We start from the raw sequence: 24,881 nt of genomic DNA, 5'->3' as shown, positions 1-24,881 counted from the left end.
GGCAGAAACCCCGCGCCATCGAACGACAGAACGAAGGAAGGCCCCATGGTCCTGCCGAAGTACACCGTCCCGTCCCTGACGCTCCAGGAGGGTGCCGACGTCGCTGCGGTCCTCCAGACGCGCCTGGACGCACTGAACGACCTGGCGCTGACGCTCAAGCACATCCACTGGAACGTCGTCGGGCCGCACTTCATCGCGGTGCACGAGATGCTCGACCCGCAGGTCGACGCCGTGCGGCTGATGGTCGACGCCATCGCCGAGCGGATCGCCACCCTCGGGGTCGCGCCGGTGGGCACACCGGGCGAGCTGGTGAAGAACCGGACGTGGGAGGACTACTCGATCGGGCGTGACAGCGCGATCGCGCACCTCGGCGCCCTGGACGTCGTGTACGTCGGGGTCATCGAGGACCACCGGAAGGCCGCCAAGGACGTCGAGGAGATCGATGACGTCACCAACGACCTGCTGGTGGGTCACCTGCACGAGCTGGAGCTCTTCCACTGGTTCGTCCGGGCCCACCTCGAGTCCGCGGGCGGGGTCCTGACGACCGGCAACGCGCAGAGCGAGAAGACAGCCGCGCGGAAGGCGTCCGCCAAGGACACCGCGTGAGCGCATCCCCCAGCGCCCGGCCCGTCGCCGAGTCCGGCGGCGGGCCGGTGCTTCGTACCGCACGCCCCGGCGGGCCGTCCGCCGCCCCGACCAACCCCGCCTCGTCGGTCCCCCGCACCCATCTCGCCGCGCGGCTCGAGAACGGGTTCGACCGGGCCGTGGCGCACCGGCTGCGCGGCCGGGGCTGGACGGTCCGGATCGAGCCCTACGCCGGGTACGGCGCCACGGGGTGGGTCCGCGTCCTGGCCCGAACCCTCCTGGCTGCCCCCCACGTCCGCGACGAGGACCTCCCCGGCGCGGGCGGGAGCGCGCAGGCGGGCGCCCGGTCCGCCACCGCGCTCCGGGGCTGGCGCAGCTTCGCGACGGCCCAGGTCTCCGGCGCCGAGCTCGAGGTGCAGGTGGGCGACCGCACCCACCGCGTGGTCACCGACCGCGGCGGGTACGTCGACACCGTCCTGGAGTCCGACCTCGCACCCGGCTGGCACGACGTCCGCCTCACGACCGCGGACGGGGCCACCGCGACCGCCCCGGTGCACGTGATCGGTCCGGACGTGCGGGTGGGGATCGTCAGTGACATCGACGACACCGTCATGGTGACGCGTCTGCCACGTCCGTTCGTCGCCGCCTGGAACGTGTTCATGCGGCACGAGAACGCGCGCGAGGCCGTCCCCGGCATGGCGCGCCTGTACGCGGAGCTGCGGACGGGCCACCGCGAGACCCCGGTGGTCTACCTCTCCACCGGCGCCTGGAACGCCGCACCGACACTCGCCCGCTTCCTGCGGCGCCATCGGTACCCCGCCGGCCCGCTGCTGCTCACGGACTGGGGCCCCACCAACAGCGGCTGGTTCCGCAGCGGACCCGCGCACAAGGTGGCCCAGCTGCGTCGGCTGTTCGCCGAGCTGCCGGACGTCCAGTGGGTGCTCGTGGGCGACGACGGCCAGCGCGACCCGCAGATCTACGCGGGTGCGGCCCAGCACTTCCCCGAGCGGGTCCGGGCCATCCTCATCCGGCAGCTGACCTTCGGCGAGCACGTCCTCGCGCACGGCGTGCCCGTCCCGACGACGGACCAGGTCCGCGCCGAGCAGGACGCCGCCCGCCGGCCGGACGGCATCCCCGTCATCCAGGGCGAGGACGGCAAGGCACTGCTGCGGGGCGTCCGCGAACGCGGCGTCGACCTGTCCTAGAGACGCTCGGGGTCGTCCCACTCGTCGCTGCTGGCGATCGCCTCGTCGTCCGCCTCGAGCTCGACCGCGTGCAGCGACCGCGGGGCGTTGTCGGGGTTGCCGCCCGAGCGTGCATCGGCGGCATCGAGCTCGGCCTGAGCACGTGCGGGGTCGGCGAGGTGCTCGGCGGAGGGGTCGGACGTCAGGTCGCGGTCGCGGCTCATGGTCCGGTTCTACCGCTCGGCGTCCGCCGCCGCACCCGCGGACCAGCCCGTGGTCGACACCGTCCCGCGGACGGACTAAACGATTCACGCTCTGCTGCGCGTTCGAAGCGCTTCGATACGGTCGCGGCGATCGTCGCTCGGCGGCGATCCCAGGGACCCCGGCACCGCCGCCGGGCGTGCCTCACCGCCATCACGAAGGAGTGCAGCGGATGTCCGCCCCCTCGCTCGTCGCCCGCACGCCCGCCCGGCTCGCGGCCCTCGCCGCAGCCGGCGCCCTGGTCGCCAGCGCACTCGTCGCCGTCGCCACCCAGGATGCCGCCCACGCCGCCGCCTCCCCCTACACCTGGGGGAACGTCGAGATCGTCGGGGGCGGCTTCGTCCCCGGGATCATCTACAACCAGTCCGAGAAGGGCCTCGTCTACGCCCGGACCGACATCGGCGGCGCCTACCGTCTCGACCAGACCACCAAGCGGTGGATCCCCCTGCTCGACCACGTCGGCTGGGACGACTGGAGCCACAACGGCGTCCTGTCGCTGGCCACGGACCCGGTGAACCCGAACAAGGTGTTCGCCGCCGTCGGCACGTACACGAACAGCTGGGACCCGAACAACGGCGCGATCCTGCGGTCGTCGGACCGCGGGGCCACCTGGGCCAAGACGACCCTGCCGTTCAAGGTCGGCGGCAACATGCCGGGCCGCGGCATGGGCGAGCGGCTCCAGGTGGACCCGAACGACGACCGCGTCCTGTACTTCGGCACCGAGGGCGGCAACGGCCTGTGGCGGAGCACCGACTCGGGCGTGACGTGGGGCAAGGTGTCCAGCTTCACCAACGTGGGCAACTACGCGCAGGACCCCAGCGACCCCAACGGGTACCTGACCACCAACCAGGGCGTCGTGTGGGTCACGTTCGATCCCACGAGCGGCACGAAGGGGTCGCCGACGAGGACGATCTACGTGGGCGTGGCCGACAAGGAGAACACCGTCTACACGTCCACCGACGCCGGGGCCACGTGGTCGCGGATCGCCGGGCAGCCGACGGGGTACATCGCGCACAAGGGCGTGTTCGACGCCGTCGGCAAGCAGCTCTACATCGCGACGAGCGACACGGGCGGCCCGTACGACGGCGGCCACGGCGACCTCTGGCGGCTCGACGCGGCCACCGGCGCGTGGACCCAGATCAGCCCCGTGCCGTCCTCGAGCACGGACAACTACTTCGGGTACTCGGGTCTGACCATCGACCGCAAGGACCCCGACACGATCATGGCCGTCACGCAGATCTCGTGGTTCCCGGACATCCAGGTGTTCCGGTCCACCGACCGCGGTGCCACGTGGTCCCGGATCTGGGACTGGAACGGCTACCCCGACCGCACCCTGCGGTACACGCTCGACATCTCGGGGTCCGGGTGGCTCACGTTCGGCAAGCAGGCCGCACCGCCGGAGCCCAGCCCGAAGCTCGGCTGGATGACGGAGTCGTTCGAGATCGACCCGTTCGACTCCAACTCGTTCCTCTACGGCACGGGCGCCACGATCTACGGCGGCTCCAACCTGACCGCGTGGGACACCGGCGGCAAGGTGGCCGTCTCCGTCAAGGCGCAGGGCCTCGAGGAGACCGCCGTGCTCGACCTGGCGGCCCCTCCGGGTGCCACCCAGCTGGTCTCCGGCCTCGGCGACATCGGCGGGTTTGTGCACACCGACATCACCAAGGCGCCGTCCGCCTACTCGGCGACCGCCCCGTTCATGGGCTCGGTCAACGGCACCGACTTCGCGGAGAAGGCACCGGCCACCATGGTGCGCGTCGGCTCCGGCGACGCCGGCAGCTCCCACATCAGCGTCTCCACCTCCGGCGGCAGCTCCTGGTGGGCGGGTCAGGAGCCGGGCGGCGTGACCGGCGGCGGCAATGTCGCGATGGGCGCCGACGGCAGCCGGATCGTCTGGAGCGCCGACGGCGCCGGCGTGCACACGTCGTCGACCCTGGGCTCCAGCTGGACGAGGTCGACGGGACCGGCCACCGGCGCCCGCGTCGAGTCCGACCGGGTCAACCCGCTGAAGTTCTACGCGTTCTCCGGCGGCACCTTCTGGACCTCGACTGACGGCGGCGTCACGTTCACCGCCTCGGCGGCCACCGGCCTGCCGAGCGCGGGCAACGTCCGCTTCGCCGCGGTCCCGGGGCGCGAGGGCGACGTCTGGCTCACCGGTGGCACCACCACGGGGACCTACGGGATGTGGCACTCGACCAACTCGGGCGCGACGTTCACCAAGATCGCCGCGGTCGACCAGGGCGACGCCATCGGGTTCGGCAAGGCCGCACCCGGCGCCTCCTACCCGGCCATCTACACGTCGTCCAAGATCAGCGGGGTCCGCGGGATCTTCCGCTCGATCGACGCCGGCGCCACCTGGGTCCGGATCAACGACGACCAGCACCAGTGGGGCTGGACGGGCTCGGTGGTGATCGGTGACCCCGACGTCTACGGGCGGGTCTACGTGGGCACCAACGGCCGCGGCATCATCGTCGGCAACCTGACGGGCACGGACCCGACCACCACCCCGACCCCGACCCCGACGGCAACCTCTACACCCACGCCCACACCGACACCGACGGCAACCTCGACGCCCACGCCCACCGTCCAGCCCGGCGTGTGCACGGTGAGGTACACGACCAACGACTGGAACACCGGCTTCACGGCGTCGGTGAAGATCACCAACGGCAGCAGCGCGGCGATCACGGGCTGGAAGCTCGCGTTCACGTTCCCCGCGGGTCAGCAGATCACCAACCTCTGGTCCGGCGCGTACACGCAGACCGGGTCGACCGTGACGGTGACCAACGCCGCCTGGAACGGGTCGATCCCCGCCGGCGGCAGCGTGGAGCTGGGGTTCAACGGGTCCCACACCGGGACCAACACCAAGCCGGCCGCGTTCGTGCTGAACGGCACCACCTGCGCGAACGGATGAGCTGCGGGGTGGGGGGCGCGTGACACGGACCCGCCGCCCACCCCGCACCCTGGCCCGGCCCGCCGCACCGACCCCGCGGCGGGCCGGGACTTCGGTCCCTTGACGTAAGCAACATCACACGTCGGCGGGCGGAAGGTATCTCGACGTCAACATACGATCGCAGACGTGCCAGAACGCGAAGAGACCATCGACGTCGTCCTCGTCGGGGGCGGGATCATGAGCGCCACGCTCGCCGCTCTGATCACCACCCTCGAGCCCACGTGGACCGTCGAGATCCACGAGCGACGGGCAGGTCTCGCCGAGGAGAGCTCGAACGCCTGGAACAACGCCGGCACGGGCCACGCCGCTCTCTGCGAGCTCAACTACACGCCCGAGCGCGCCGACGGCACGGTCGACATCAGCAAGGCCGTGACCATCAACGAGCAGTTCGAGCTGTCCCGCGAGCTGTGGCATCACCTGGCCACCCACGACCGTCTGCCCGGCGGCGAGGGCTTCCTGTCCACCACCCCGCACATGACGTTCGTGCGCGGCGCCGACAACGCCGACTACCTGCGGCGCCGCTACGAGACCCTGCGGCGGCACCCCCTCTTCTCCGACCTCGAGTTCAGCACCGACCCGGCCGAGATCGCCCGGTGGGCCCCGCTGCTCGTCGAGGACCGCGACCCCGCCGAGCCCGTCGCGGCCACCCGCGCCGCGGCCGGAACCGACGTCGACTTCGGCCGCCTGACCCGCGCCATGATCGGCGACGCGATCTCCCGGGGGGCGCACGTGCACCTCGAGAGCGAGATCACCAGGCTCCGCCGGACGCGCGACGGCCGCTGGTCGCTGCGCGTGGCCGACCGCCGCTGGAACGGGCACGCCCGCAGCCGCAAGGTCAACGCGCGCTTCGTCTTCATCGGCGCCGGTGGCGGTGCCCTGGGCCTGCTGCAGAGCTCGGGCATCCCCGAGGCCAAGGGGTTCGGCGGCTTCCCGATCAGCGGCCAGTTCCTCAAGACCACCAACCCGCAGATCGTCGCCCGGCACCAGGCCAAGGTGTACGGGAAGGCCGAGATCGGCGCTCCCCCGATGTCCGTCCCGCACCTCGACACGCGCGTCGTCGACGGTGGCACCGCGCTGCTCTTCGGGCCCTACGCCGGCTGGAGCATGAAGTTCCTCAAGGGCGGCTCGTGGACGGACCTGATCCGGTCGATCCGCCCCGGGAACGTGATCCCCATGCTCTCCGTGGGCCTGCGGAACCTCGACCTGCTCAAGTACCTCATCGGCGAGGTGACCGCCACGGACACCAGCCGCCTGCGCACGCTGCGCGCCTTCATGCCGTCCGCGCACCCCCGCGACTGGGAGCTCGTCACCGCGGGCCAGCGCGTCCAGGTGATCAAGAAGGACAAGGCCAAGGGCGGGGTGCTCGAGTTCGGCACCGAGCTGGTCACGTCCGCGGACGGCTCGATCGCGGGCCTCCTGGGTGCCTCTCCTGGGGCGTCCACGGCCGTCGCGACGATGCTCGACCTGCTGGAGCGGTGCTTCCCGGAGCGCATCGACGCGTGGCAGCCGACGCTGCGCGCGATGATGCCGAGCCTCGGCGGTGCCGAGTGGGACGAGTCGTTCGAGCTGGAGCACCTCGCGGACGACGAGCAGGTGGGGTCCGAGCGCTGACCGTGATGCGCGAGGATGGGGCTGTGACCGACCCCGTCGAAGCCGTCAGCGCGGAGATGCGCCACGCCAAGGTCCGTGCCGCCACCGACCACACCACGGTCGGTCAGGTGATCACCACGGCCGACGGGCGCGTCACCATCGCGTGCGCGTGCGGCATGGAGCTGACCAACGGCCCCACGTGGTCGCTCGACGAGCACATCCGCCTGCACCGGGCCGAGGCCCGCTTCCTGGCGCTCGCCGCGGTCGCCCCGCAGGGCATCCCCCGTCTGGTGCGCTGGCCGCTCTAGACCGACACGTGCACGTGCTCGTCCTCGTGCTCGTGGGGCAGCCCGAGCTCGTGCGCCCGCTCGTGGGCCTCCCGAGCGGCGATCCGCGCCTGCACGTCGGCCCGGCGCAGCGGCGGGACGGTGGTCGGCGGCTGCCGCCGCTGGGGCAGCTCCTCGAGCAGGCGCGCGGTGATCCCGGCCACCTCGCGCACGGCGGCCTCGAACGGCTCGCGCGTGGCGTCGCTGAGCGACTGGACACCTGTCACCTTGCGCACGTACTGGCGCGCGGCGGCCTCGATCTCCTCCGAGGTGGCGGGCGGCTCGAGTCCTCGGAGCGTGGTGATATTCCGGCACATGCTGCCCGAGATTACGCCGCCACCCCGACCCGCGTCTCGAGGTCGAGGAGCGTCAGCTTGGCCGCCGCGCCGCCCGCGTACTGCCCGGGCGATCCGTCGGAGCGCACCACGCGGTGGCACGGAAGCACCACGGGCAGCGGGTTGAGCGCGCACGCGGTGCCGACTGCGCGGACCGCCCGAGGGCTGCCGGCCAGGTCCGCCATCTGGGCGTAGCTGGCTGTGTGCCCGTAGGCGACGTCGGGCAGGTGCAGGACGACGTCGCGTCGGAACCCCCGCAGCAGGCGCAGGTCCAGCGGCACGTCGAAGGTCGTCCGCCGTCCCGCGAAGTACTCGTCGAGCTGCCGCGCCACGTCGTCCAGCTGCCCGGGCGCCTCGAGCACGCGGGGGCTCACCGCGGTGGCGAGCGCGTCGAGCACCGCGTCATGGTCCTGGACCGCGAACGCCACGCGCACGAGCCCAGCGGGTGTGCGCGCGAGGAGCAGCCGGCCGACCGGGCTGTCCACGGTGCGGTAGGCGACGTCCAGCAGACCGTCCGCGGCGGCGCGTGCCGCGAGCTCCCGGTGCAGCCTCGTCAGGGTGTCCGCGTCCACGGACGGGAACAGGTCGTCGTCGATCATCGCTCCTCCTGGTCGATCGCAGGGTAGGTGCGTCGCAGGGTCGCGACGCCGTCGGCAGCGGCTCGCCGGGCGGCCGCCGCGGTCCCTCCGACGAGTGCCGCGACGTCGTCGTAGGGCAGGCCGCCGAGGTGGTGGTAGGCCAGGACGGTCCGCTGCTTCGTCGGCAGGGCGGCCACGGCCGACCAGAGGTCGAGGTCCCGACCGGCCACCTCGGCCGCACGGTCCGGCACGTCCGCCATCGGGAGCGCGTGCCGCGACGCCCGGCGGACCACGTCGATCGCCTTGCGGTGCGCGATCGTGACGAGCCACGCCTCGACGTTCGCATCGGCCGGGAGGTCGGGATAGGCGCGCAGAGCGGCCAGGAACGTCTCCGACCAGGCGTCGTCGGCGTCGACGGGGCCGACCACCGCGCGGCACACGCGCAGGACGGTGGCGCCGTGCACGCTCACGACGCGTTCGAAGGGTTCCTTCACGCTCACAGTGTGCAGACGTGCCAGGTCCCCCGCGTGTGAGGTTCGACTTTTACAGTGGGCCCATGACGAACCTCGAGGTGCGGCCGGTGCCCGAGCTCTGCGACCTGGTGCCGTCGCACGGGCCGGTGGTGGAGCTGCTCGAGGCGCGGGACGTGCCGCTCGGCGGAGTGCGGGCCATGCGCGTCCGCCGGACGCTCCCGCAGCGCGCCCTGCCCATGGTCGGGGCCTGGTGCTTCCTCGACGAGTTCGGGCCGCAGCACGTCGACATGAGGGTGCTCCCCCACCCGCACACCGGCCTCCAGACCGTCACCTGGCCGGTGGCGGGCGAGATCCTGCACCGCGACAGTGTGGGCTCGGAGGTCGTCGTCCGGCCGGGCCAGCTCAACCTCATGACCGCCGGGCGCGGCGTCTCGCACTCGGAGTTCTCGCTGGGCACGCAGCCGCTCCTGCACGCGGTGCAGCTGTGGGTGGCGCTGCCCGACGGGCTCGCGGACGACGCTGCCGGGTTCGAGCAGGTCAGCGAGCTTCCCGTCTGGGAGGTCCCCGGGGCGCGGGCGACGGTGTTCGTCGGCCAGCTCGACGGCGCGCGGTCGTCGGCACGCGTCCACACGCCGCTGCTCGGCGCCGAGCTCGCCCTCGATCCCGGTGCCGACGTCGAGGTGCCGCTGGTCCCCGGCTTCGAGCACGCCGCGCTCCTGCTCGGCGGCACCGCCGAGGTGGCCGGGACGCCGCACACCACCAGCGGCCTGCTCTACCTCGGCGACGGACGGGACTCGGTGCGGGTCCGGTCGCACGACGGCGCCCGCCTCCTGCTCCTGGGCGGAGCACCCTTCGCGCACGACCTCGTGATGTGGTGGAACTTCGTCGGCCGCACGCACGCGGACATCGCGCAGGCGCGCGCCGACTGGGAGTCTGCAGACAGCGCCGCGCGCTTCGGGGTGGTGGCCGGCCACGACGGTGCGCGCATCCCCGCCCCCGCGCTGCCCAACATCCGTCTCCAGCCCCGCCGCCGTCTGCCCCGCACCCCGAAGGAGCACCCGTGACCGACCTGTCCCACCTGCCGACCCGGTCCCGCCTGGTGGCCAACGCGCTCGCGGACGCCGGGGTCGTCGGCAGCGTCGTCGCGCTGCCCGACTCCGCCCGCACCGCTGCCGAGGCCGCGGCCGCGCTGGGCATCGAGGTCGGCGCGATCGCCAACAGCCTGGTCTTCTGGGCCGACGAGCGACCGCTGCTGGTGCTGACGAGCGGGCGGCACCGAGTGGACACCGCGGCGCTGGCCCGGCAGGTGAGCCGCTCGCACGTCGGACGGGCGACGCCCGAGCAGGTGCGGGCCGCCACCGGCCAGGCGATCGGCGGCGTCGCGCCGCTCGGTCACCCGCACAGGATCGAGACCGTCGTGGACGTGGCGCTCGCGGACTACCCGCAGGTCTGGGCGGCCGGCGGGACGCCGCACACGGTGTTCCCGACCACGTTCGACGAGCTGGTCCGGATCACCGGCGGCGCCGCACTGGTGGTCGGCGACTGACCCGGCCGCCCGCACCACACCACACTGGGCACGACGAAGGGAACCGCGTGGAAGCCACCTCGACCCGCAAGCCGGCGCTCCTGACCGTGGACGACGACCCTGCGGTCAGCCGCTCCGTGGCTCGTGACCTGCGGCGGCGCTACGGCGACGCGTACCGGGTGGTGCGCGCCGACTCCGGCCCGCTGGCGCTGGACGCCCTGCGTGACCTCAAGCTCCGCGGCGACCAGGTGGCCGTGCTGCTCGCCGACCACCGGATGCCGGGGATGACCGGCATCGAGTTCCTCGAGCAGGCGATGGACATCTACCCCCAGGCGCGCCGCGTGCTGCTGACCGCCTACGCGGACACCGACGTCGCGATCGACGCCGTCAACGTGGTGGACCTCGACCACTACCTGCTCAAGCCCTGGGACCCGCCGGAGGAGAAGTTCTACCCGGTGATCGACGCGCAGCTCGAGGCGTGGAACGCGAACCCCCCGAGGACCGTCGCTGAGACGAAGGTGGTCGGGCACCGCTGGTCGGCGCGCTCGTCGGACGTCCGCGAGTTCCTCGCCCGCAACCAGGTGCCCTACCGCTGGTACTCCTCGGACTCCCCCGAGGGCAAGCGGCTGCTGGACGTGGCGGGCGCCGACGACAGCGCGCTGCCGGTCCTGGTGACCACGGAGGGCACGGTCCTGGTCTGTCCGACCGACGGCGAGATCGCGGCGCAGGTCGGCCTCGCCGTGAGCCCGGCCGAGCGGTTCTACGACCTCGTCGTCATCGGCGGTGGCCCGGCCGGCCTCAGCGCGGCGCTGTACGGGGCGTCGGAGGGGCTGCGGACCGCGCTCGTCGAGCGGAGCGCGACCGGCGGCCAGGCCGGGCAGAGCTCGCGCATCGAGAACTACCTCGGGTTCCCCGACGGCGTGTCCGGGGCACAGCTGACCGACCGGGCGCGCCGGCAGGCCCTGAAGTTCGGGGCGGAGATCGTGATGACCCGGGATGCGGTCGGGCTCGAGGTCAGGGGCGCGGCCCGGTCGGTGCGGTTCGACGACGGCACCTCGGTGGAGGCACACACGGTGATCGTGGCCAGCGGGGTGGCCTACCGCGAGCTCGACGGACCCGGCATCGGCGCCCTGACCGGCCGAGGCGTCTACTACGGCTCCGCACTCACGGAGGCGACCGCCTGCGAGAACCAGGACATCTACGTGGTCGGCGGCGCCAACTCGGCGGGCCAGGCGGCCATGTACCTGTCCCGGCACGCCCGCTCGGTGACGCTCGTCGTCCGGTCGGCGTCGCTCTCGCTGTCCATGTCCTCCTACCTGGTCGAGCAGGTCGAGGCGAACGAGCGGATCCGGGTGCGGACGCAGAGCGAGGTCGTCGAGGCCGTCGGCGACGACCACCTCGAGCAGATCGTGCTCCGGGACACCGTGAGCGGGCAGAAGGAATCAGTGGACACCGGTTGGTTGTTCGTCTTCATCGGGGCCGCTCCGCTGACCACCTGGCTCGACGGCACCGTCACCCGGGACGAGCACGGCTTCGTGCGCGCAGGCCACGACCTGCTCGTCGAGGGCAAGGTGCCCGCCTCGTGGCCGCTGGACCGACCCCCGTACCACCTGGAGACCAGCGTCCCCGGGGTCTTCGCGGCCGGCGACGTGCGCGCCGAGTCCGCCAAGCGAGTGGCGTCCGCCGTGGGCGAGGGCGCCATGGCCGTGATGCTCGTCCACCGCTACCTGGAGCAGCTGTGACCACCACGCAACCGACCACTGCACCGATCGCTCCGATCACTCGCACGCAGCTGGCGTGCGACATCGACGAGCTGCGCACCCTCTTCCTGTTCGAGCACCTCAGCGACGAGCAGCTGCTCTGGCTGTGCTCGCACGGGCACGTGGAGCTCATCGACCCGGGCGTGCTGTACCGCGAGGGCGATCCGGCGACGGACTTCTACGTGCTGCTCGAAGGCTCGCTGGCCATGTACCGGCGCGTCGGCGTCGACGACGTCGAGATCGCCCGGACGAGCCAGGTGGGCGTCTACGCGGGCGCGTGGGCGGCCTACCTGGGCGAGCGCGTGCCCCAGACCTACTCGCAGACGCTCCGTGTGCTCGAGCCGTCCCGCTACTACGTGCTCGCCGCCGCCGACTTCGCCTCGTTCATGGACGACTGGTTCCCCATGGCGGTCCACCTGCTCGAGGGCCTCTTCTTCGGCCAGCAGAGCTCTCAGGCGGCCACCGGCCAGCGCGAGCGGCTGCTGGCGCTGGGGTCGCTGTCGGCGGGTCTCACCCACGAGCTGAACAACCCTGCCGCCGCTGCCACGAGGGCGACCGCGACCCTGCGCGAGCGCGTCGCGGGGATGCGCCACAAGCTCGCGATGCTCGCGTCCGGGATCTACGACCGCGAGCAGCTCGAGCAGATCATCCACCTCCAGGAGAAGGCCGTGAAGGCGCTCGCACGCCAGCGCGCGTCGGAGGTCGTCCCCACCGCCCTCGAGGTGTCCGACCTCGAGGACGCCCTGGGCGAGTGGTTCGACGAGCACGACATCGCCGGGGGCTGGGACCTCGCCCCGAACTTCGTGGCGGCCGGGCTGGGCACCGAGTGGCTCGACGGCGTCGCCTCCTGGGTGGGCCCCGAGGTGCTCGAGGGTGCCGTGCGGTGGCTCTCGTACACGCTCGAGACCGAGTCGCTGATGAACGAGGTCGAGGACGCCACCGGGCGGATCTCCGCGCTCGTCGGCGCAGCGAAGCAGTACTCCCAGATCGGCCGGGCGCCCGACCAGACGGCCGACGTGCACGAGCTGCTGGACAGCACGGTGACGATGCTGGAGCGGCAGCTGGGCGACGGGATCACCGTCGTCAAGGACTACGACCGCACCCTGCCGCCCATCCACGTGTTCGCGGCCGAGCTCAACCAGGTGTGGACCAACCTCATCGACAACGCTGCACAGGCGATGGACGGTCCGACGGGCAAGAAGGGCACCCTCACGCTCACCACGCGACGCGTTGACGACTGGCTCGAGGTGGAGGTCGCGGACACCGGACCGGGCATCCCCGACGGGGTGGTCGACCGGATCTTCGAGCCCTTCTTCACCACCAAGCCCGTGGGGTCCGGGACGGGGCTCGGGCTCGACATCTCCTGGCGGATCGTGGTGGGCAAGCACCACGGCGACCTGTCGGTCACCTCCGAGCCCGGCGACACCCGCTTCCGCGTCCGGCTCCCCTACTCCTCGACGGAAGGACCCACCCCGTGACCGAGACGAGCATCGACCCGACCGTCCCGCCGAGCGGGACCGGCTGCGTCGAGTGCGACGCCACCGACGGCTGGTGGTTCCACCTGCGTCGCTGCGCCACCTGCGGGCACGTGGGCTGCTGCGACACCTCGCCGTCCCAGCACGCCACCGCGCACTTCCGGGAGACGGGCCATCCCGTGATGCGCACGTTCGAGCCCGGCGAGGACTGGTTCTGGTCCTACCCGGCCGACGACTACACGGACGGCCCGGCGCTCGCCGAGCCGGAGCACCGACCGCTGGAGCAGACCGTGCCGGGCCCGGCGGACCGCGTCCCCGACGACTGGCGGCGGCAGCTGCACTGACCTCCTGGACGGGCCGTGCCGCGGATCCTGGCATACGCTGCGGGACGCTGGCGGACCTCCGTGTCCGACCCGCGAACCGGGTTCAGCAAGGAGCCCACGTACACAGCTCCCGCCCCGACCGCCGGGGCTCCGCGGAGGTTGTCGTGCCCACTGCCACTCCCACCCCTGCCCAGGTCGGTCGATTCAGCTACACGGCACCCACCGGTCGATGGACGTGGTCCGACGGGATGTTCCTGATCCACGGGATGTCGCCGGGCGACGTGGTGCCGACGCTCGCGCTCATGTCGCGGCACATCCACCCGGAGGACCGCGGCCGGGTGCTGGACGCCCTGGGCCGGTGCGGCGTGGACGGGGAACCGTTCGGCTGCCAGTACCGGCTGCTCGACCTCGGCGGAGCCGAGCGGTCCGTCACGCTGACCGGCGCCGGCGGCACGGACGACGGTGGCCTGCGGAACGTCACCGGCTTCCTCGTCGACGTCACCGCGTCCCAGCGCGACGTGGTCGCGCACCGCGTGAACGAGGAGCTCACCCAGGCGCTGCGCTCCCACGCGGTGATCGACCAGGCCAAGGGCGCCTTCATGCTCGGCTACGGCATCGACGGCGACGCGGCGTTCGAGCTGCTCCGCTGGGGCTCGCAGCAGCGCAACGTGCGTCTGCTGACCTTGGCGGAGCGGATCGTCGCGGCCGTCGAGGTGGGTGGCGGGCTCGGCTCGGACACCCGGCAGCGCCTCGACGACTTCTTCTTCGCCAGCCTCGCCGAGAGCGCGCCCGAACCCGCCCAGCTGCGTCCGAGCCCGAGCCTCGAGGTCACCTTCGACACCGCAGGTGACGTCCCGCGGGTCGTCGTCGGCGGCCCGGTCGACCTGGCGACGGCGCACCAGCTGACCGCCGCGGTCACCCAGCTGATGATCGCGGCCCGTGGGGCCGGCGACATGGTCGTCGACCTGCGTGGGGTGACGCACCTCGGGTCGATCGGCGTCTCGGCTCTGACCGCCGCCCACCGGCGAAGTGCGTCCGCAGGTGTGAGGATGCGTATCGTGCTCTCCCCCGGGACCAGCCCCGGTCTGGCCGGAGCGCACGGTCTGGACGTGATCAGCGCACCCGCCGACGACGACGACGGAGCTGCGCCCGCGCACCGTCGGGTGATCGCGACAAGCTGAGGAGGAGAGCCGATGGCGCCCGACGGATACGTCGACCAGGACGCCGTGCTCTCCGCGTTCGACGCCTCGCCGGGTGTGCAGCTGGTGGTCCGTGCCTCGGACCTGCGCATCGTCGCGGCGAACCGGGGTGCCCGCGAGGCGTTCCAGCGAGGCTCGTTGCTCGACGTCAGCCTGCACGACCTGCGCGACCCGGGCCTCCAGGCGGTCGTCGCCGCACTCATCGACGCGGTGCACGACGGGGAGCCGTTCCGCGACGAGCAGGTCCCGGTGGTGGCCGACTGGTCCGACCCGGCGTCCGGGATCTGGCTCGACCTGACCGTAACGCCCTGGCGCGACGAGAACGGCACCGTGCAGGGAGCCGTCGCCGCGGGGATCGACATCACCACGGCCGTCCGCGCCGCGACCCTCGAGAGCAGCGGAGCGGCGACTGCCGACCGCCGCCTCGCCCGCGCCCGTGAGGTCGTGCTGCGTCTCCAGGGCGCGTTGCTGCCGTCCACGGTCCCCCTCCTGCCGCGGGTCGACGTCGCGGCGTCGTACCTGGTGGCGGGGCTGGAGCAGGCAGCCGGTGGCGACTGGTTCGACTCCGCGACGCTCCCCGACGGGCGCGTGTCCCTGACGGTGGGCGACGTGGTGGGACACGGCGTCGAGGCGTCCGCGATCATGAGCCAGCTCCGGGCGGTGCTCGCCGCACGGCTGCTCGAGGGCGCCGGCATCCTGAGCGCTCTCGAGGCCGTCGAGGCGTACGCCGGTCGCGTCTCGGGTGCCTTCGCCGCCACGCTGTGCGTCGCGCTCCTGGACCCGCACACCGGCGACCTCGAGTACTCCACCCGCGGCCACCCCGCGCCGCTGGTGGTGGGGCCCGAGGGCGCACGCCTGCTGCCGACCACCGGGGACGGCCCGCTCGGCTCCCGTACCGAGGGCAGGGTCGCCACCGCGAACCTGCGCGAGGGCGAGGCCATCATCCTGTTCACCGACGGCCTCGTCGAGAACACCCACAGGCCGCTGCTCGACGGGCTCACCGTCCTGGAGCGCACCGCGTTCGACGCCTACCGGGACCCCGCGGGCGGCGACTCGGTGGCCAGCCGCATCTGCCAGGTCGTGCCCCGGGTCCTGACCGACGACGGCTTCACGGACGACGTCACCGTCCTCGCCGCCCACCGCCGGCAGGCTCCGGAGCCGCTCGACCTGAGCATGGCGGCAGATCCCCGCCGGCTGGCGCAGGTGCGCGCCGCGATCGATGCCTGGGGCCTCGGCGTGGGGCTCGGGTCACGCGACCGCGCGGGGCTCGTGCTGGGCGTGAGCGAGGTGATGGCCAACGCCGTCGAGCACGCCTACCGCGGGTCGTCGACGGGCACGGTGGAGCTGCACGCGACCATCCGGGACGACGCGATGATCGAGGTCGTCGTGCGGGACCACGGGGTGTGGCGGGAGCCGGACCGTGACCCGGGCGAGCGCGGGCGCGGGTTCAGCATGATGGCGTCCGCCGGTCTCCAGGTGGACGTCGCGACCGGGGACGACGGCACCACCGTGACCCTCGAGCTCCCGGCTCGTCGGCCGGCGCCCGTGGACCAGGCCGACGCCGTCGCGGACACCGCCCGACTGTCCGTCGAACCGCTCGTGATCGACTCCGACCCGCACGTGGCGCACGTCGTGCATGTCCGCGGGGCCGTCGACCACCGGGCGGCAGCGGCGCAGGTCGAGGCCGAGATCCTGCGGCGGTCGCGCAACGGACTGGTACCGGTGACCGTCGACCTGGGGGGCGTCGTCCACCTGGGCAGCGCCGGGGTGCGCGTGCTCGAGTCGCTGCTCCAGACGACCGGCCAGCTCCAGGTGGTCGCGCCACCGGGGACGCCGGCGGCGCAGACGCTCGACGTGGCGGGCACGCCGTTCCACCCCGCGCTGCCCTGACCGCCCGCGTCAGGTCTGCGCGGCCGCCACGGGCGCGTCGGAGCCCTGCACGCGGATCTCGACCCGCTCGATCGTGCGCGTGGAGATGCTCGACGACGCCCCGAGGCCTCGCGCACCGGTGCTCCGCGCCCGCCAGGTGGCCACCACCGTGCTCGCCCCGTCCTCGTCCACGAGCACCAACTCGTACGTGATGTCGGAGCCGTACGGCCCGGGGTCGGCGGGGTACCGGCACTCCCAGTCGATGCGGGTCCCCCAGCCCTTCTCCTGGAGGGTGAGGTCCGCGGACACGGCGACGGTCCCGACCGGCTCCAGCTGCAAGGCGGTGACCTGGCCGGACGACGTCGATGACGCCGACGGGGACGACGAGGCGACAGGCGCCCCCGCGTCCACCGGCCTGCCGAGCAGCACGCCGGCGATCCCGCCGAGCAGGAGCAGCGCGGCCGCGGCGCCGACCAGCGCGGCGGTGCGGCGCCGACGGCCGCGGTGGGCGGCCCGCGCGAGCGTGGCCAGCTCCACGACCTCGGCGTCCGGGGGGCCACCCAGGGCGGCGGCCTCGTCGGCCGGGACCATCCGGAGCAGCCCCGGGAGGCCGGCCAGGTCGGCCACCGCCGACCTGCACGAGTCGCAGGTGCGCAGGTGGTCCTCGAAGACTCGCCGGTCCTCCGGGTCCAGGGCCCCGAGGACGTACGCGGCGTCCCAGTCGCGGAACGGGTCCTCGCCCGGGCCGTACCGCTCGTCGGCGTCGCGGCCGGTCATGCGGTCACTCCCCTCTCCTGGAGCGCGAGCCGCAGGGCGCGCAGCGCGTAGTGCAGACGGGACTTGACCGTGCCCTCGGGGATCTCGTGCTCGGTCGCCAGCTCCGCCACGGACCGGCCCCGGTAGTACGCACCGACGACGACAGCACGGTGCTCGGGCGTCAGCTGTTCGAGCGCGTCCGCCACCAGCCAGCTGTCGAGCACGGCCTGCGACCCGTCGGGCTGGATCGAGTCGGGCGTCTGGTCGGTCGTGCGCTCCCGCACGTGCCGCGCGCTCCGGCGGTCGTCGATGACCAGGTTGCGCACCACCGTGTACAGCCACGCACGCGTCGCGTCCTGCTCGCGGGCGAGCACCTCGGGGTGCTTCCACGCCCGCACCATCGCCTCCTGGACGACGTCCTGCGCGAGCCCGTGGTCGCCGGTGAGCCGCACCACGTAGTGCTGGAGGGGGCGCGCGTAGGCCTCGTGGAGCGCGCGCATGAGCGCGTCGGGTTCCTCGGCCATCACGCCTCCCTCCTCGCCGTCGGTGCGTCCTACTCCGACAACGATGCACCAGGGCCGCAGGTTCACCGAGCGGTGAACCTGACCGCTGCCCGTCTCGTGGTCCTAGGTAGCGGGTCCCGGGGGCGGGGCCGGCACCGACCAGAGGAGATCACCGTGCGACGGACCGTCTTGTACTCGCTCACCGCGCTCGTGGCCGCGGCCACCCTGACCGCCTGCGGAGGCGCCGACGACAACACGCCGGCCGCGGACGACACCCCCAGCGCCCAGGAGTCGATGGCCGAGGAGACCCCCGCCGCCGACGCGGGATCGACCGACCTGGCGACCGCCGAGACCTCGCTGGGCACCGTCGTCGTGGACGGCGACGGCATGACCGCCTACTACTTCCTCAAGGACGTCAAGGACTCCGGGACCAGCGCGTGCGCGGGCGACTGCGCGACCGCGTGGCCCGCCATCACCACGGAGTCCGACACCCCGACCGTCGAGGGCGTGACCGGCGAGGTCGGCACGATCACCGGGACGGACGGTGCCAAGCAGATCACCATCGACGGCCGGCCGATCTACACGTTCGCGCAGGACACGGCACCGGGCGACGTCCTGGGCCAGGGCGTCAACGACGTCTGGTACGTCATCGCGCCGGACGGCTCCGAGATCGACGACGACTGACGACGGCCGCCGCAGACAGCGGGCGGCGGTCGTCGCGGCCGCCGCCCGGTGCCCCGCCGCGGCCCCTCAGCCCGCGGCGCTCCGCGGGTCCGTCTCGACGTTGAGGACGTTCCCGTCGGGGTCCGCGAACCAGGCGGCCCGCATGGTGCCGTCCGAGAGCACCCCGTCGGTCCACGTGGCCTCGCCCGGCAGGTCGAAGGTCTGGAACTCCACGCCGGCGGCACGCAGCGCGGCCACCTCGGCGTCGAAGGCGTCACCCGACAGCTGGAACGACATCGCGGTGGCCTTGTTGGTCCCGGCGTACGCGGAGGGGTACACGAGGAACCCCCCGTTGGACGTGCCGTAGACGACTCCGTCGGGCACCTCTCCCGCACTGGTGAAGCCGAGCGTGCCCTCGTAGAACGCCCGTGCGCGCTCCATGTCGGTCACGGCGAGCACGGGTATGGCAGCGTGGTCGGCGAGCATTGGTCCTCCCGAGCGGGCCCACCGTCCGTCGGCGGGCCGACACCCCGACGCTAGGACCGTGGCGGACATGCGTCCAGGGGCCGTGCACATCCGTGCAGAACCTCACCCCCTCGCCGACCGGCCGCAAGGGCTATCGCTCGGCACCCTCGGGGCACCACCATCGACGGGTGAGCACCGACACGCCCGCCGGCGAGCTGCCGGCGCAGTGGGGTCTGGCCGCGCTCGGCGCGGTCGGCCTGGCCGTCGCCGCCGCGCTCGCCGCCTACGCCCAGGTGCACCCGGGCGACGGTGCCGCCCTCACCACGCTCGGGTTCGGCGGCATGCTCCAGATGAAGTCGTGGCTCACCACGGCGGCCACGGTCCTGGTCGTGGTGCAGATCGGGTCGGCGCTGGCGATGTGGGGCCGCCTGCCCGGCGCGCGTGATGCCCCCCGCTGGGTGACTCCGGTGCACCGCTGGACGGGCACCGTCGCCTTCCTGCTCACCCTGCCCGTCGTCTTCCACTGCGTGTGGTCGCTCGGTTTCGAGGAGGGGTCCGCACGGGTGCTCGTGCACTGCGTGGCGGGGTGCGCGTTCTACGGCGTGTTCGCCGCCAAGATGCTCGCGCTGCGTCTGCGCCGGCTGCCCTCGGCCGCGGTCCCCGTGCTGGGCGGTCTGCTGGCCGTCGTCCTCGTCGTGGTGTGGTTCAGCTCCGCGTTCTGGTTCTTCGGCCAGTCCGGGTATGCGAGCTACTGACATGGGCACACCGGAGGTCGGGCGGCGGGCGGTGCTCGAGGGCACCGGTGTCGCACTGGCGGCCGGCGTCGTGGGCTACGTGGGGTTCGCGACCCTGGGCCCGGCGCCGGGCGCCGCCGACGACGCCGGGTACGCACCCGACGACGGGCCCTCGCAGGACGACGGTGACTCGCACCGCCTGGCCGCCCTCGACGACATCCCGGACGGCGGCGGCATCGTGCTCGCCGACGAGAAGCTCGTCCTGACGCGCGACGGCGACACGGTCCGGTGCTTCTCGGCCGTGTGCACCCACCAGGGGTGCCTGGTCGGCGGCGTGCGCGACGGCGAGATCCGGTGCCCGTGCCACGGCAGCGCGTTCGACGCCGCCACGGGCGAGGTCGTCCAGGGACCTGCCACCGAACCTCTCGAGGCCGAAGAGATCGAGGTCACCGATCAGGGCGAGGTGCTGCGCGCATGAGGTCGTTCTGGACGCGCCTGCCCACGCTCGTGTGGATCGCGGGTGCCGCGCTCACCGCGGGCGCACTGCTCGCCGCCCTCCGGGGCTGACTTCCGTCAGGGCCCGGGATCTCCTCAGTCGTCCAGGACGAAGGTGACCTCGAGGACCACCTGGTAGGCGGTGATCTTCCCGTCCGACACCTCGACCTTCTGGTCCTTGACCCAGGCGCCCTGCACGTTGCGCAGCGTGGTCGACGCCCGCTCGATGCCACCACGGACGGCGTCCTCGAAGCTGGTGTCGGAACGGGCACTGATGTGCGTGATGCTGGCGACGGTCGTGGACATGGGGTCTCCTCGTCGAGTCCGTGTGCGGACTCCCAGCCTTCACCCGCCCGACCAGCACCGCAACGGGGAGCCCCGACCAAGCCGAGCGCGCGGGCGCCGCACCTAGACGAACTGGAACGTGCCGACCACCGGCGCGTGGTCGGACTCGGGGAACTTGAGGTCGACCGCGAACGCCGCCGACTCGTCGTGCAGGAGCTCGTTGTGGATCTCCGAGCCGCGGTAGTGCGCCAGCAGGTTCCGGGTGATCAGCATGTGGTCGAGCATCTGGCCGTGCCCCTGGTGGTACAGCGTGAAGCGGGCAGGTTCGGGCACGGTCTGCTCGATCGGGACCAGGACGCGCGCGACGAGTGCGGGGTTGCCGGTGTTCTCCACGTCGCCGCGGACGGCCGTGACGGAGACCTCGTCGGGCGCGGCGTTGAAGTCACCGGCGACGACGATCTGGGCGTCCGGGTCGTCGTCGAGGATCCGGTCGATCAGGCGGCGGGTCTCCAGTGCCTGGGCCATCCGCTTCATCGAGGACAGGAAGCTGCCCTCGGCCCACCCGTCGGCGGTGCGCCACGTGAAGGCGTCGATGCGCTGGCCGGGGATGTCGGTGGGGATCTTGGACTTCCAGTGCACGTTGATGACGTGCAGGGTCGAGCCGTCGGGCAGGGTGATCTCGACGTGCAGGATCGGACGCTCGATGCCGATCTCGACCGCCGCGGCGTCGGGAGGGTCCGCACTGAGCCGCCGGTACTCCACGGGCGCGACGAGGTCGTTGCGCAGCTGCTCCACGCGCGTGACGGGCAGATGGGTGACGACGACCAGGTTGCGCTCGTCGTAGACCGCGCCGCCCTGCACCCGGGTGCTCGTCATCGGTGCACCCTGCAACGGCGTCTCCCGGAGCAGCTCGGCCAGCGCCAGCAGCGCACGCGGCTGGCCCGGACGCTCCTGTCCGTGGACCTCCTGGAAGCACGCCACGTCGGCGCGCAGCCGCAGGATCTGCGGACGCATCAGGGCTATCCGCTCGGCCAGGGTCGGGAGCTCACCTGGCGCGGTCTCGTCCAGGTTCTCCAGGTTGAACGTCGCGATCCGCACCTCGACCATCGCAGCCCCCCGGCGAGTGCGGCAGCGCGGCCGGTGCCACGCCGCACCACTGCCAGGATGCTCCCGTCCCGGCCGCAGCGGAAGGCCTCCCCCGCTGCTCGGCCGGCGAGCGGGCCGCGTCAGGCGTCGGTGGTGTCCTCCCCCTCGGCCGGCTCGCTGGCGTGCAGGCGCTCGTCCGTGCGCTCCGGCGCCCGCCCCGCGGTACCGCCCTCGGCGGGGTCGGTGGTGTGCGCGCGGGTCTCGTCGTCGGGAACCTGCGGTGTGTCGGTACTCATCGGGTTGCCTCCTTGACGGACGCCGTCGTCGGCGCCTCGAGGGATCGACCGTACGCCCGAGTGCGCGGCCCTACCGGGTGAGGACCGCGCACCTCGGCGGGCGACGGCCCGCCGCGGCTCCTAGCGTGGGGGCATGCCCCGGACCGTCGCCACCACCCGCACCGTCGACCTGGCCCAGCTCCTCGACTTCGTCCGCGACCGGCACAGCTTCGTGCTCGTCACCACGCGCGCCGATGGACGCCCCCAGGTCTCCCCGGTCACCGGGGGTGTCGACGACCGCGGCCGGCTCGTGATCTCCACCTATCCCGGCAGGGCGAAAGCGGTCAACGCGGAGCGGGAGCCGGCCGTCAGCGTCTGCGTCCTGTCCGACGACTTCGGCGGCGCCTGGGTCCAGGTGGACGGCGACGCCGAGGTGCTGCACATGCCGGAGGCCGAGGACGCGCTCGTGGACTACTACCGGTGCATCGCCGGCGAGCATCCCGACTGGGACGAGTACCGCGCCGCCATGCGGGTGCAGGGCAAGTCCCTGATCCGGATCACCCCCACCCGATGGGGCCCGGTCGCCACCGGCGGGTTCCCCTCCGACGTCGCCGCCCGCCTGGACGGGTGACCACGACTCACCGCGCGAGGCGCGCCCGCCACCGGTACCAGGGCGGCGCCACCTGCCAGTTGAGACGCAGCGTCCGCCACGCCCGGTCGAACCGCCGCACGCGCTGCGCGTGGCCGCGCAGCGAGCGCGCGGACACGCCCACCCGCAGGGCAGGGTCGAAGCGGATCTGCCTGCCGGGCCCCAGCGCGAAGGCGAGGTCCAGGTCGTCGTGCACCTCGGGGTCGTCGCGGCTGACCAGCGTGCGGACCGCCAGCCAGGACGACCGGCGGATCGCCATCGACGACCCCCACAGGGCCGTGTGGCCGAGCGCGAGGTGCGCCAGCAGGTAGTAGGAGCCGAGGTAGGCACCGCTGACCGGTCCGCGCACCCATGCCGGCAGGTCGAAGAACTCCCCCGAGCCGGTCACGGCGTCCAGCTCCGGGCGCTGCGCCATGCACGTCGCGATCCGCTCGATCCAGTCCGGGTCGGGACGGGAGTCCGCGTCGAGCCTCGCGATCACGTCGCCGTCGACGCCGTCGTACCCGGTGGCCGCCGCCGAGGGGATGCCGACCCGGAGCTCCGACACGACGCGAGCCCCCCACGCGACCGCCACCGCCGCCGTCTCGTCCGTCGAGCCGTTGTCCACCACGAGCACCTCCCGCGGCGCGACCGTCTGCCGGGCAAGGAGCGCGAGGCACTCGGCGAGTGCGGCCGCGTCGTCACGCGCGGGGATGACGACCGAGATCGTCGGGAGCGTGGGTGCGGTCACGACCGCCTCGCCAGCACGACCGCCGCGACGGCGCTGCCCACGAGCCCGGCGACGAGGTCGCCGATCGTGTCCTCGTAGCCGACATAGATGCGCGGGTCCAGGAACGTGTGCCCTGCCCACTCGCCGACCTCCCACAGCACCGCCGCCACGGCACCGAGCCCGGTCACCAGGACGATCCGGTCCGGCGCCTCCGCCGGCTCGGAGACCACCCGCCAGCGCACCAGCGCGAGGAGCGCCATCACGGCGACCAGGCCCGTGGCGACCGCGTGCACCGCCAGGTCGAGCCAGTCCACCGCGGCGTACCACTCCAGCTGCGCCGCCCACGCCGCGAACAGGAGCGTCACGCAGAACGCGACGTCCAGCCCGGCCGGGGCGCCGATCGCGCGAGGCACCAGCGTCCCGCCCAGGACGAGGAGGAACAGAGCGCACGCGACGAGCCCCGCGCGCCAGGTGCCGACGACGACGCTCGCCATCGCCAGCACCCGGACCACGTCGCCGGCGACGACCAGCCATCCCCCACGTCCGGTACGCGCGCCGGACGCAGGCTGCGGCGGTCCGACGACACCGTCCACGATCGCCACGGGAGCGCTCAGGCCGCGGTCGGGTCGAGCACGACCTTGATGCAGCCGTCAGCCTTCCTCTGGAACATCTCGTAGGCCTCCGGAGCCGTCTCGAGCGAGACCCGATGGGTCCGCAGATCCAGGACGCCGAGGGGGTCCGCGGCATCCGACACGAGGGGCAGCAGGTCGTCGATCCAGCGCTTGACGTTCGCCTGCCCCATCCGCAGCGTGAGTCCCTTGTCGAACAGCTGCATCATCGAGATCGGGTCCGCCGCTCCCCCGTACACACCGACGATCGAGACCGTGCCGCCGCGCCGGACCACGTCGAACGCGGTCTGCAGGGCGGCCAGCCGGTCGACACCGGCCTTCTCGATCATGGACGCGGCCAACCCGTCCGGCAGGATCCCGGCCAGGCGCTGCGCGCCCGCGGCGACAGGCGACCCGTGCGCCTCCATACCGACGGCGTCGATCGCGGAGTCGACGCCCCGCCCACCGGTCAGCGCGCGGACCGCTTCCGTGACGTCGTCGACCTCGCTGACGTCCAGGACGTCGATCCCGTGCCGCTTGGCCATCTCCAGCCGCTCGGGGACGAGGTCGAGGCCGATCACGCGGGACGCGCCGCGGTGCGCGGCGATGCGCGCCGCCATCTGCCCGATCGGACCGAGCCCCACGACGGCGACCGTGCCTCCGGCGGGGACGGCGGCGTACTCGACCGCCTGCCATGCCGTGGGCAGCACGTCCGACAGGAACAGATATCTCTCGTCAGGGCTGCCGTCGTCGGGGACCACGACGGGCCCGAACTGCGCCTGCGGCACCCGCAGGTACTCCGCCTGCCCGCCCGGGACCTGCCCGTAGAGCTTGCTGAACCCGAACAGCGACGCGCCCGTGCCCTGCGAGCGCACCTGCGTCGTCTCGCACTGCGCGAACAGCCCCCGGGAGCACATCCAGCACGTGCCGCAGGAGATGTTGAAGGGGATGACCACCCGGTCCCCCGGTCGGAGCGTGCCGGCGCCGGAGCCGACCTCCTCCACCACCCCCATCGCCTCGTGGCCGAGCACGTCGCCGGCGTCGAGGTACATGCCGAGCACGGCGTACAGGTGCAGGTCGGAGCCGCAGATCGCGGTCGACGTGACGCGGACGATCGCGTCGGTGGGCTCGACGAGGTGGGGGTCCGGCACGGACTCCACGCTCACCTTCTCGTGGCCTTGCCAGGTCAGTGCGCGCATCTCGGTTCCTCTGTCTTCCGC

29 protein-coding genes are annotated in these 24,881 nt (G+C 73.0%); 16 read left to right on the top strand and 13 right to left on the bottom strand.

Going from position 1 to position 24,881, the window contains the following annotated elements; all coding sequences use genetic code 11:
• Positions 1 to 45: 45 nt before the first annotated feature.
• Both ACO06A_RS19010 and ACO06A_RS19005 read left to right on the top strand, forming a co-directional pair.
• Positions 46 to 606, top strand: coding sequence for a Dps family protein (locus ACO06A_RS19010; protein ID WP_175347681.1), 561 nt, complete (start codon positions 46 to 48; stop codon positions 604 to 606).
• Positions 603 to 1,790 (top strand): App1 family protein, encoded by a 1,188-nt coding sequence (locus ACO06A_RS19005; RefSeq protein ID WP_421733746.1) that lies wholly within the window; start codon positions 603 to 605, stop codon positions 1,788 to 1,790. The genes ACO06A_RS19010 and ACO06A_RS19005 overlap by 4 nt, the downstream gene beginning before the upstream one ends.
• Here ACO06A_RS19005 and ACO06A_RS19000 read toward each other — a convergent pair.
• Positions 1,787 to 1,993: a hypothetical protein gene (locus tag ACO06A_RS19000; protein ID WP_175347682.1), complete on the bottom strand. Its 207-nt coding sequence runs from the start codon at positions 1,991 to 1,993 to the stop codon at positions 1,787 to 1,789. The two genes, ACO06A_RS19005 and ACO06A_RS19000, sit on opposite strands and share 4 nt — an antisense overlap.
• Before the next feature lie 209 nt (positions 1,994 to 2,202).
• Here ACO06A_RS19000 and ACO06A_RS18995 point away from each other — a divergent pair, with 209 nt between their 5' ends.
• The 3 genes from ACO06A_RS18995 to ACO06A_RS18985 all read left to right on the top strand — a co-directional run bounded on the left by ACO06A_RS18995 (position 2,203) and on the right by ACO06A_RS18985 (position 6,878).
• Positions 2,203 to 4,941: a cellulose binding domain-containing protein gene (locus ACO06A_RS18995; RefSeq protein WP_421733745.1), complete on the top strand. Its 2,739-nt coding sequence runs from the start codon at positions 2,203 to 2,205 to the stop codon at positions 4,939 to 4,941.
• A gap of 156 nt (positions 4,942 to 5,097) precedes the next feature.
• On the top strand, positions 5,098 to 6,591 hold the full coding sequence (gene mqo / locus ACO06A_RS18990; protein WP_421736099.1) for a malate dehydrogenase (quinone): 1,494 nt from the start codon (positions 5,098 to 5,100) through the stop codon (positions 6,589 to 6,591).
• 56 nt (positions 6,592 to 6,647) lie between these two features.
• Positions 6,648 to 6,878, top strand: coding sequence for a hypothetical protein (locus ACO06A_RS18985; RefSeq protein ID WP_421736098.1), 231 nt, complete (start codon positions 6,648 to 6,650; stop codon positions 6,876 to 6,878).
• Here the strand turns inward: ACO06A_RS18985 and ACO06A_RS18980 are convergent.
• The 3 genes from ACO06A_RS18980 to ACO06A_RS18970 are packed head-to-tail and all read right to left on the bottom strand — an operon-like array spanning position 6,875 to position 8,303.
• Complete coding sequence (locus tag ACO06A_RS18980) at positions 6,875 to 7,213, bottom strand: DUF2277 domain-containing protein (RefSeq protein ID WP_421733744.1); 339 nt, start codon at positions 7,211 to 7,213, stop codon at positions 6,875 to 6,877. The two genes, ACO06A_RS18985 and ACO06A_RS18980, sit on opposite strands and share 4 nt — an antisense overlap.
• An 11-nt stretch (positions 7,214 to 7,224) precedes the next feature.
• Positions 7,225 to 7,830, bottom strand: a complete 606-nt coding sequence (locus tag ACO06A_RS18975) for a methylated-DNA--[protein]-cysteine S-methyltransferase (protein ID WP_421733743.1) — start codon at positions 7,828 to 7,830, stop codon at positions 7,225 to 7,227.
• A complete protein-coding gene (locus tag ACO06A_RS18970) occupies positions 7,827 to 8,303 on the bottom strand; it encodes an RNA polymerase sigma factor (RefSeq protein ID WP_421733742.1) in 477 nt (158 codons plus the stop codon). Before ACO06A_RS18970 ends, ACO06A_RS18975 begins: the two co-directional genes overlap by 4 nt.
• Before the next feature lie 62 nt (positions 8,304 to 8,365).
• Here ACO06A_RS18970 and ACO06A_RS18965 point away from each other — a divergent pair, with 62 nt between their 5' ends.
• From ACO06A_RS18965 to ACO06A_RS18935, 7 genes are all read left to right on the top strand, one after another.
• Positions 8,366 to 9,346, top strand: a complete 981-nt coding sequence (locus ACO06A_RS18965; RefSeq protein ID WP_421733741.1) for a pirin family protein — start codon at positions 8,366 to 8,368, stop codon at positions 9,344 to 9,346.
• Positions 9,343 to 9,828, top strand: coding sequence for a YbaK/EbsC family protein (locus tag ACO06A_RS18960; protein ID WP_421733740.1), 486 nt, complete (start codon positions 9,343 to 9,345; stop codon positions 9,826 to 9,828). The genes ACO06A_RS18965 and ACO06A_RS18960 overlap by 4 nt, the downstream gene beginning before the upstream one ends.
• 47 nt (positions 9,829 to 9,875) lie before the next feature.
• A complete protein-coding gene (locus ACO06A_RS18955) occupies positions 9,876 to 11,549 on the top strand; it encodes an FAD-dependent oxidoreductase (RefSeq protein ID WP_421733739.1) in 1,674 nt (557 codons plus the stop codon).
• Positions 11,546 to 13,045 carry an ATP-binding protein gene (locus ACO06A_RS18950; protein WP_421733738.1) on the top strand — a complete coding sequence of 500 codons (1,500 nt, stop codon included), beginning with the start codon at positions 11,546 to 11,548 and terminating at the stop codon, positions 13,043 to 13,045. The genes ACO06A_RS18955 and ACO06A_RS18950 overlap by 4 nt, the downstream gene beginning before the upstream one ends.
• Positions 13,042 to 13,386, top strand: a complete 345-nt coding sequence (locus ACO06A_RS18945) for a UBP-type zinc finger domain-containing protein (RefSeq protein ID WP_421733737.1) — start codon at positions 13,042 to 13,044, stop codon at positions 13,384 to 13,386. Before ACO06A_RS18950 ends, ACO06A_RS18945 begins: the two co-directional genes overlap by 4 nt.
• Positions 13,387 to 13,529: 143 nt before the next feature.
• Positions 13,530 to 14,546, top strand: coding sequence for an ANTAR domain-containing protein (locus ACO06A_RS18940; RefSeq protein ID WP_421733736.1), 1,017 nt, complete (start codon positions 13,530 to 13,532; stop codon positions 14,544 to 14,546).
• A 12-nt stretch (positions 14,547 to 14,558) separates the two neighbouring features.
• Positions 14,559 to 16,454 (top strand): SpoIIE family protein phosphatase, encoded by a 1,896-nt coding sequence (locus ACO06A_RS18935; RefSeq protein WP_421733735.1) that lies wholly within the window; start codon positions 14,559 to 14,561, stop codon positions 16,452 to 16,454.
• A 9-nt stretch (positions 16,455 to 16,463) separates the two neighbouring features.
• Here the strand turns inward: ACO06A_RS18935 and ACO06A_RS18930 are convergent, their stop codons facing one another.
• Together ACO06A_RS18930 and ACO06A_RS18925 are read right to left on the bottom strand one after the other, a co-directional pair.
• A complete protein-coding gene (locus ACO06A_RS18930) occupies positions 16,464 to 17,210 on the bottom strand; it encodes an anti-sigma factor family protein (protein ID WP_421733734.1) in 747 nt (248 codons plus the stop codon).
• Positions 17,207 to 17,713: a sigma-70 family RNA polymerase sigma factor gene (locus ACO06A_RS18925; RefSeq protein WP_421733733.1), complete on the bottom strand. Its 507-nt coding sequence runs from the start codon at positions 17,711 to 17,713 to the stop codon at positions 17,207 to 17,209. Before ACO06A_RS18925 ends, ACO06A_RS18930 begins: the two co-directional genes overlap by 4 nt.
• 153 nt (positions 17,714 to 17,866) lie before the next feature.
• On the opposite strand from ACO06A_RS18925, the gene ACO06A_RS18920 reads away from it, so the two are divergent.
• Entirely contained in the window at positions 17,867 to 18,376 is a 510-nt protein-coding gene (locus tag ACO06A_RS18920) for a hypothetical protein (RefSeq protein WP_421733732.1), read from the top strand.
• 66 nt (positions 18,377 to 18,442) lie between these two features.
• On the opposite strand, the gene ACO06A_RS18915 is transcribed toward ACO06A_RS18920, so the two are convergent.
• A complete protein-coding gene (locus tag ACO06A_RS18915) occupies positions 18,443 to 18,841 on the bottom strand; it encodes a VOC family protein (RefSeq protein WP_421733731.1) in 399 nt (132 codons plus the stop codon).
• 167 nt (positions 18,842 to 19,008) lie between these two features.
• Between ACO06A_RS18915 and ACO06A_RS18910 the strand changes: the two genes are divergently transcribed.
• A complete protein-coding gene (locus ACO06A_RS18910) occupies positions 19,009 to 19,575 on the top strand; it encodes a DUF6529 family protein (RefSeq protein WP_421733730.1) in 567 nt (188 codons plus the stop codon).
• A 1-nt stretch (position 19,576) separates the two neighbouring features.
• On the top strand, positions 19,577 to 20,032 hold the full coding sequence (locus tag ACO06A_RS18905) for a Rieske (2Fe-2S) protein (RefSeq protein ID WP_421733729.1): 456 nt from the start codon (positions 19,577 to 19,579) through the stop codon (positions 20,030 to 20,032).
• 113 nt (positions 20,033 to 20,145) lie between these two features.
• Here the strand turns inward: ACO06A_RS18905 and ACO06A_RS18900 are convergent, their stop codons facing one another.
• The 3 genes from ACO06A_RS18900 to ACO06A_RS18890 form a co-directional block, all read right to left on the bottom strand.
• Positions 20,146 to 20,355 carry a dodecin family protein gene (locus ACO06A_RS18900; protein WP_175347696.1) on the bottom strand — a complete coding sequence of 70 codons (210 nt, stop codon included), beginning with the start codon at positions 20,353 to 20,355 and terminating at the stop codon, positions 20,146 to 20,148.
• 102 nt (positions 20,356 to 20,457) lie between these two features.
• Positions 20,458 to 21,441 (bottom strand): endonuclease/exonuclease/phosphatase family protein, encoded by a 984-nt coding sequence (locus ACO06A_RS18895; protein ID WP_421733728.1) that lies wholly within the window; start codon positions 21,439 to 21,441, stop codon positions 20,458 to 20,460.
• Between the two features lie 119 nt (positions 21,442 to 21,560).
• The gene (locus ACO06A_RS18890) at positions 21,561 to 21,716 is read right to left on the bottom strand and encodes a hypothetical protein (RefSeq protein ID WP_421733727.1); all 156 of its coding nucleotides are present in this window, start codon (positions 21,714 to 21,716) and stop codon (positions 21,561 to 21,563) included.
• Positions 21,717 to 21,849: 133 nt separating this feature from the next.
• Between ACO06A_RS18890 and ACO06A_RS18885 the strand changes: the two genes are divergently transcribed.
• Positions 21,850 to 22,326, top strand: a complete 477-nt coding sequence (locus tag ACO06A_RS18885; RefSeq protein WP_421733726.1) for a PPOX class F420-dependent oxidoreductase — start codon at positions 21,850 to 21,852, stop codon at positions 22,324 to 22,326.
• Between the two features lie 7 nt (positions 22,327 to 22,333).
• Here ACO06A_RS18885 and ACO06A_RS18880 read toward each other — a convergent pair whose 3' ends face one another.
• The 3 genes from ACO06A_RS18880 to ACO06A_RS18870 are packed head-to-tail and all read right to left on the bottom strand — an operon-like array spanning position 22,334 to position 24,860.
• A complete protein-coding gene (locus ACO06A_RS18880; protein ID WP_421733725.1) occupies positions 22,334 to 23,074 on the bottom strand; it encodes a glycosyltransferase family 2 protein in 741 nt (246 codons plus the stop codon).
• The gene (locus ACO06A_RS18875) at positions 23,071 to 23,655 is read right to left on the bottom strand and encodes a hypothetical protein (protein WP_421733724.1); all 585 of its coding nucleotides are present in this window, start codon (positions 23,653 to 23,655) and stop codon (positions 23,071 to 23,073) included. The genes ACO06A_RS18880 and ACO06A_RS18875 overlap by 4 nt, the downstream gene beginning before the upstream one ends.
• Before the next feature lie 8 nt (positions 23,656 to 23,663).
• Positions 23,664 to 24,860, bottom strand: a complete 1,197-nt coding sequence (locus tag ACO06A_RS18870) for a zinc-dependent alcohol dehydrogenase (protein WP_421733723.1) — start codon at positions 24,858 to 24,860, stop codon at positions 23,664 to 23,666.
• Between the last annotated feature and the right edge of the window lie 21 nt (positions 24,861 to 24,881).

Source organism: Cellulomonas sp. (assembly GCF_965229465.1).
Classification (GTDB): Bacteria; Actinomycetota; Actinomycetes; order Actinomycetales; family Cellulomonadaceae; genus Cellulomonas.
The sequence above is the reverse complement of the archived record's forward strand: the minus strand, read 5'-3'. Positions and strand labels throughout refer to the sequence as shown.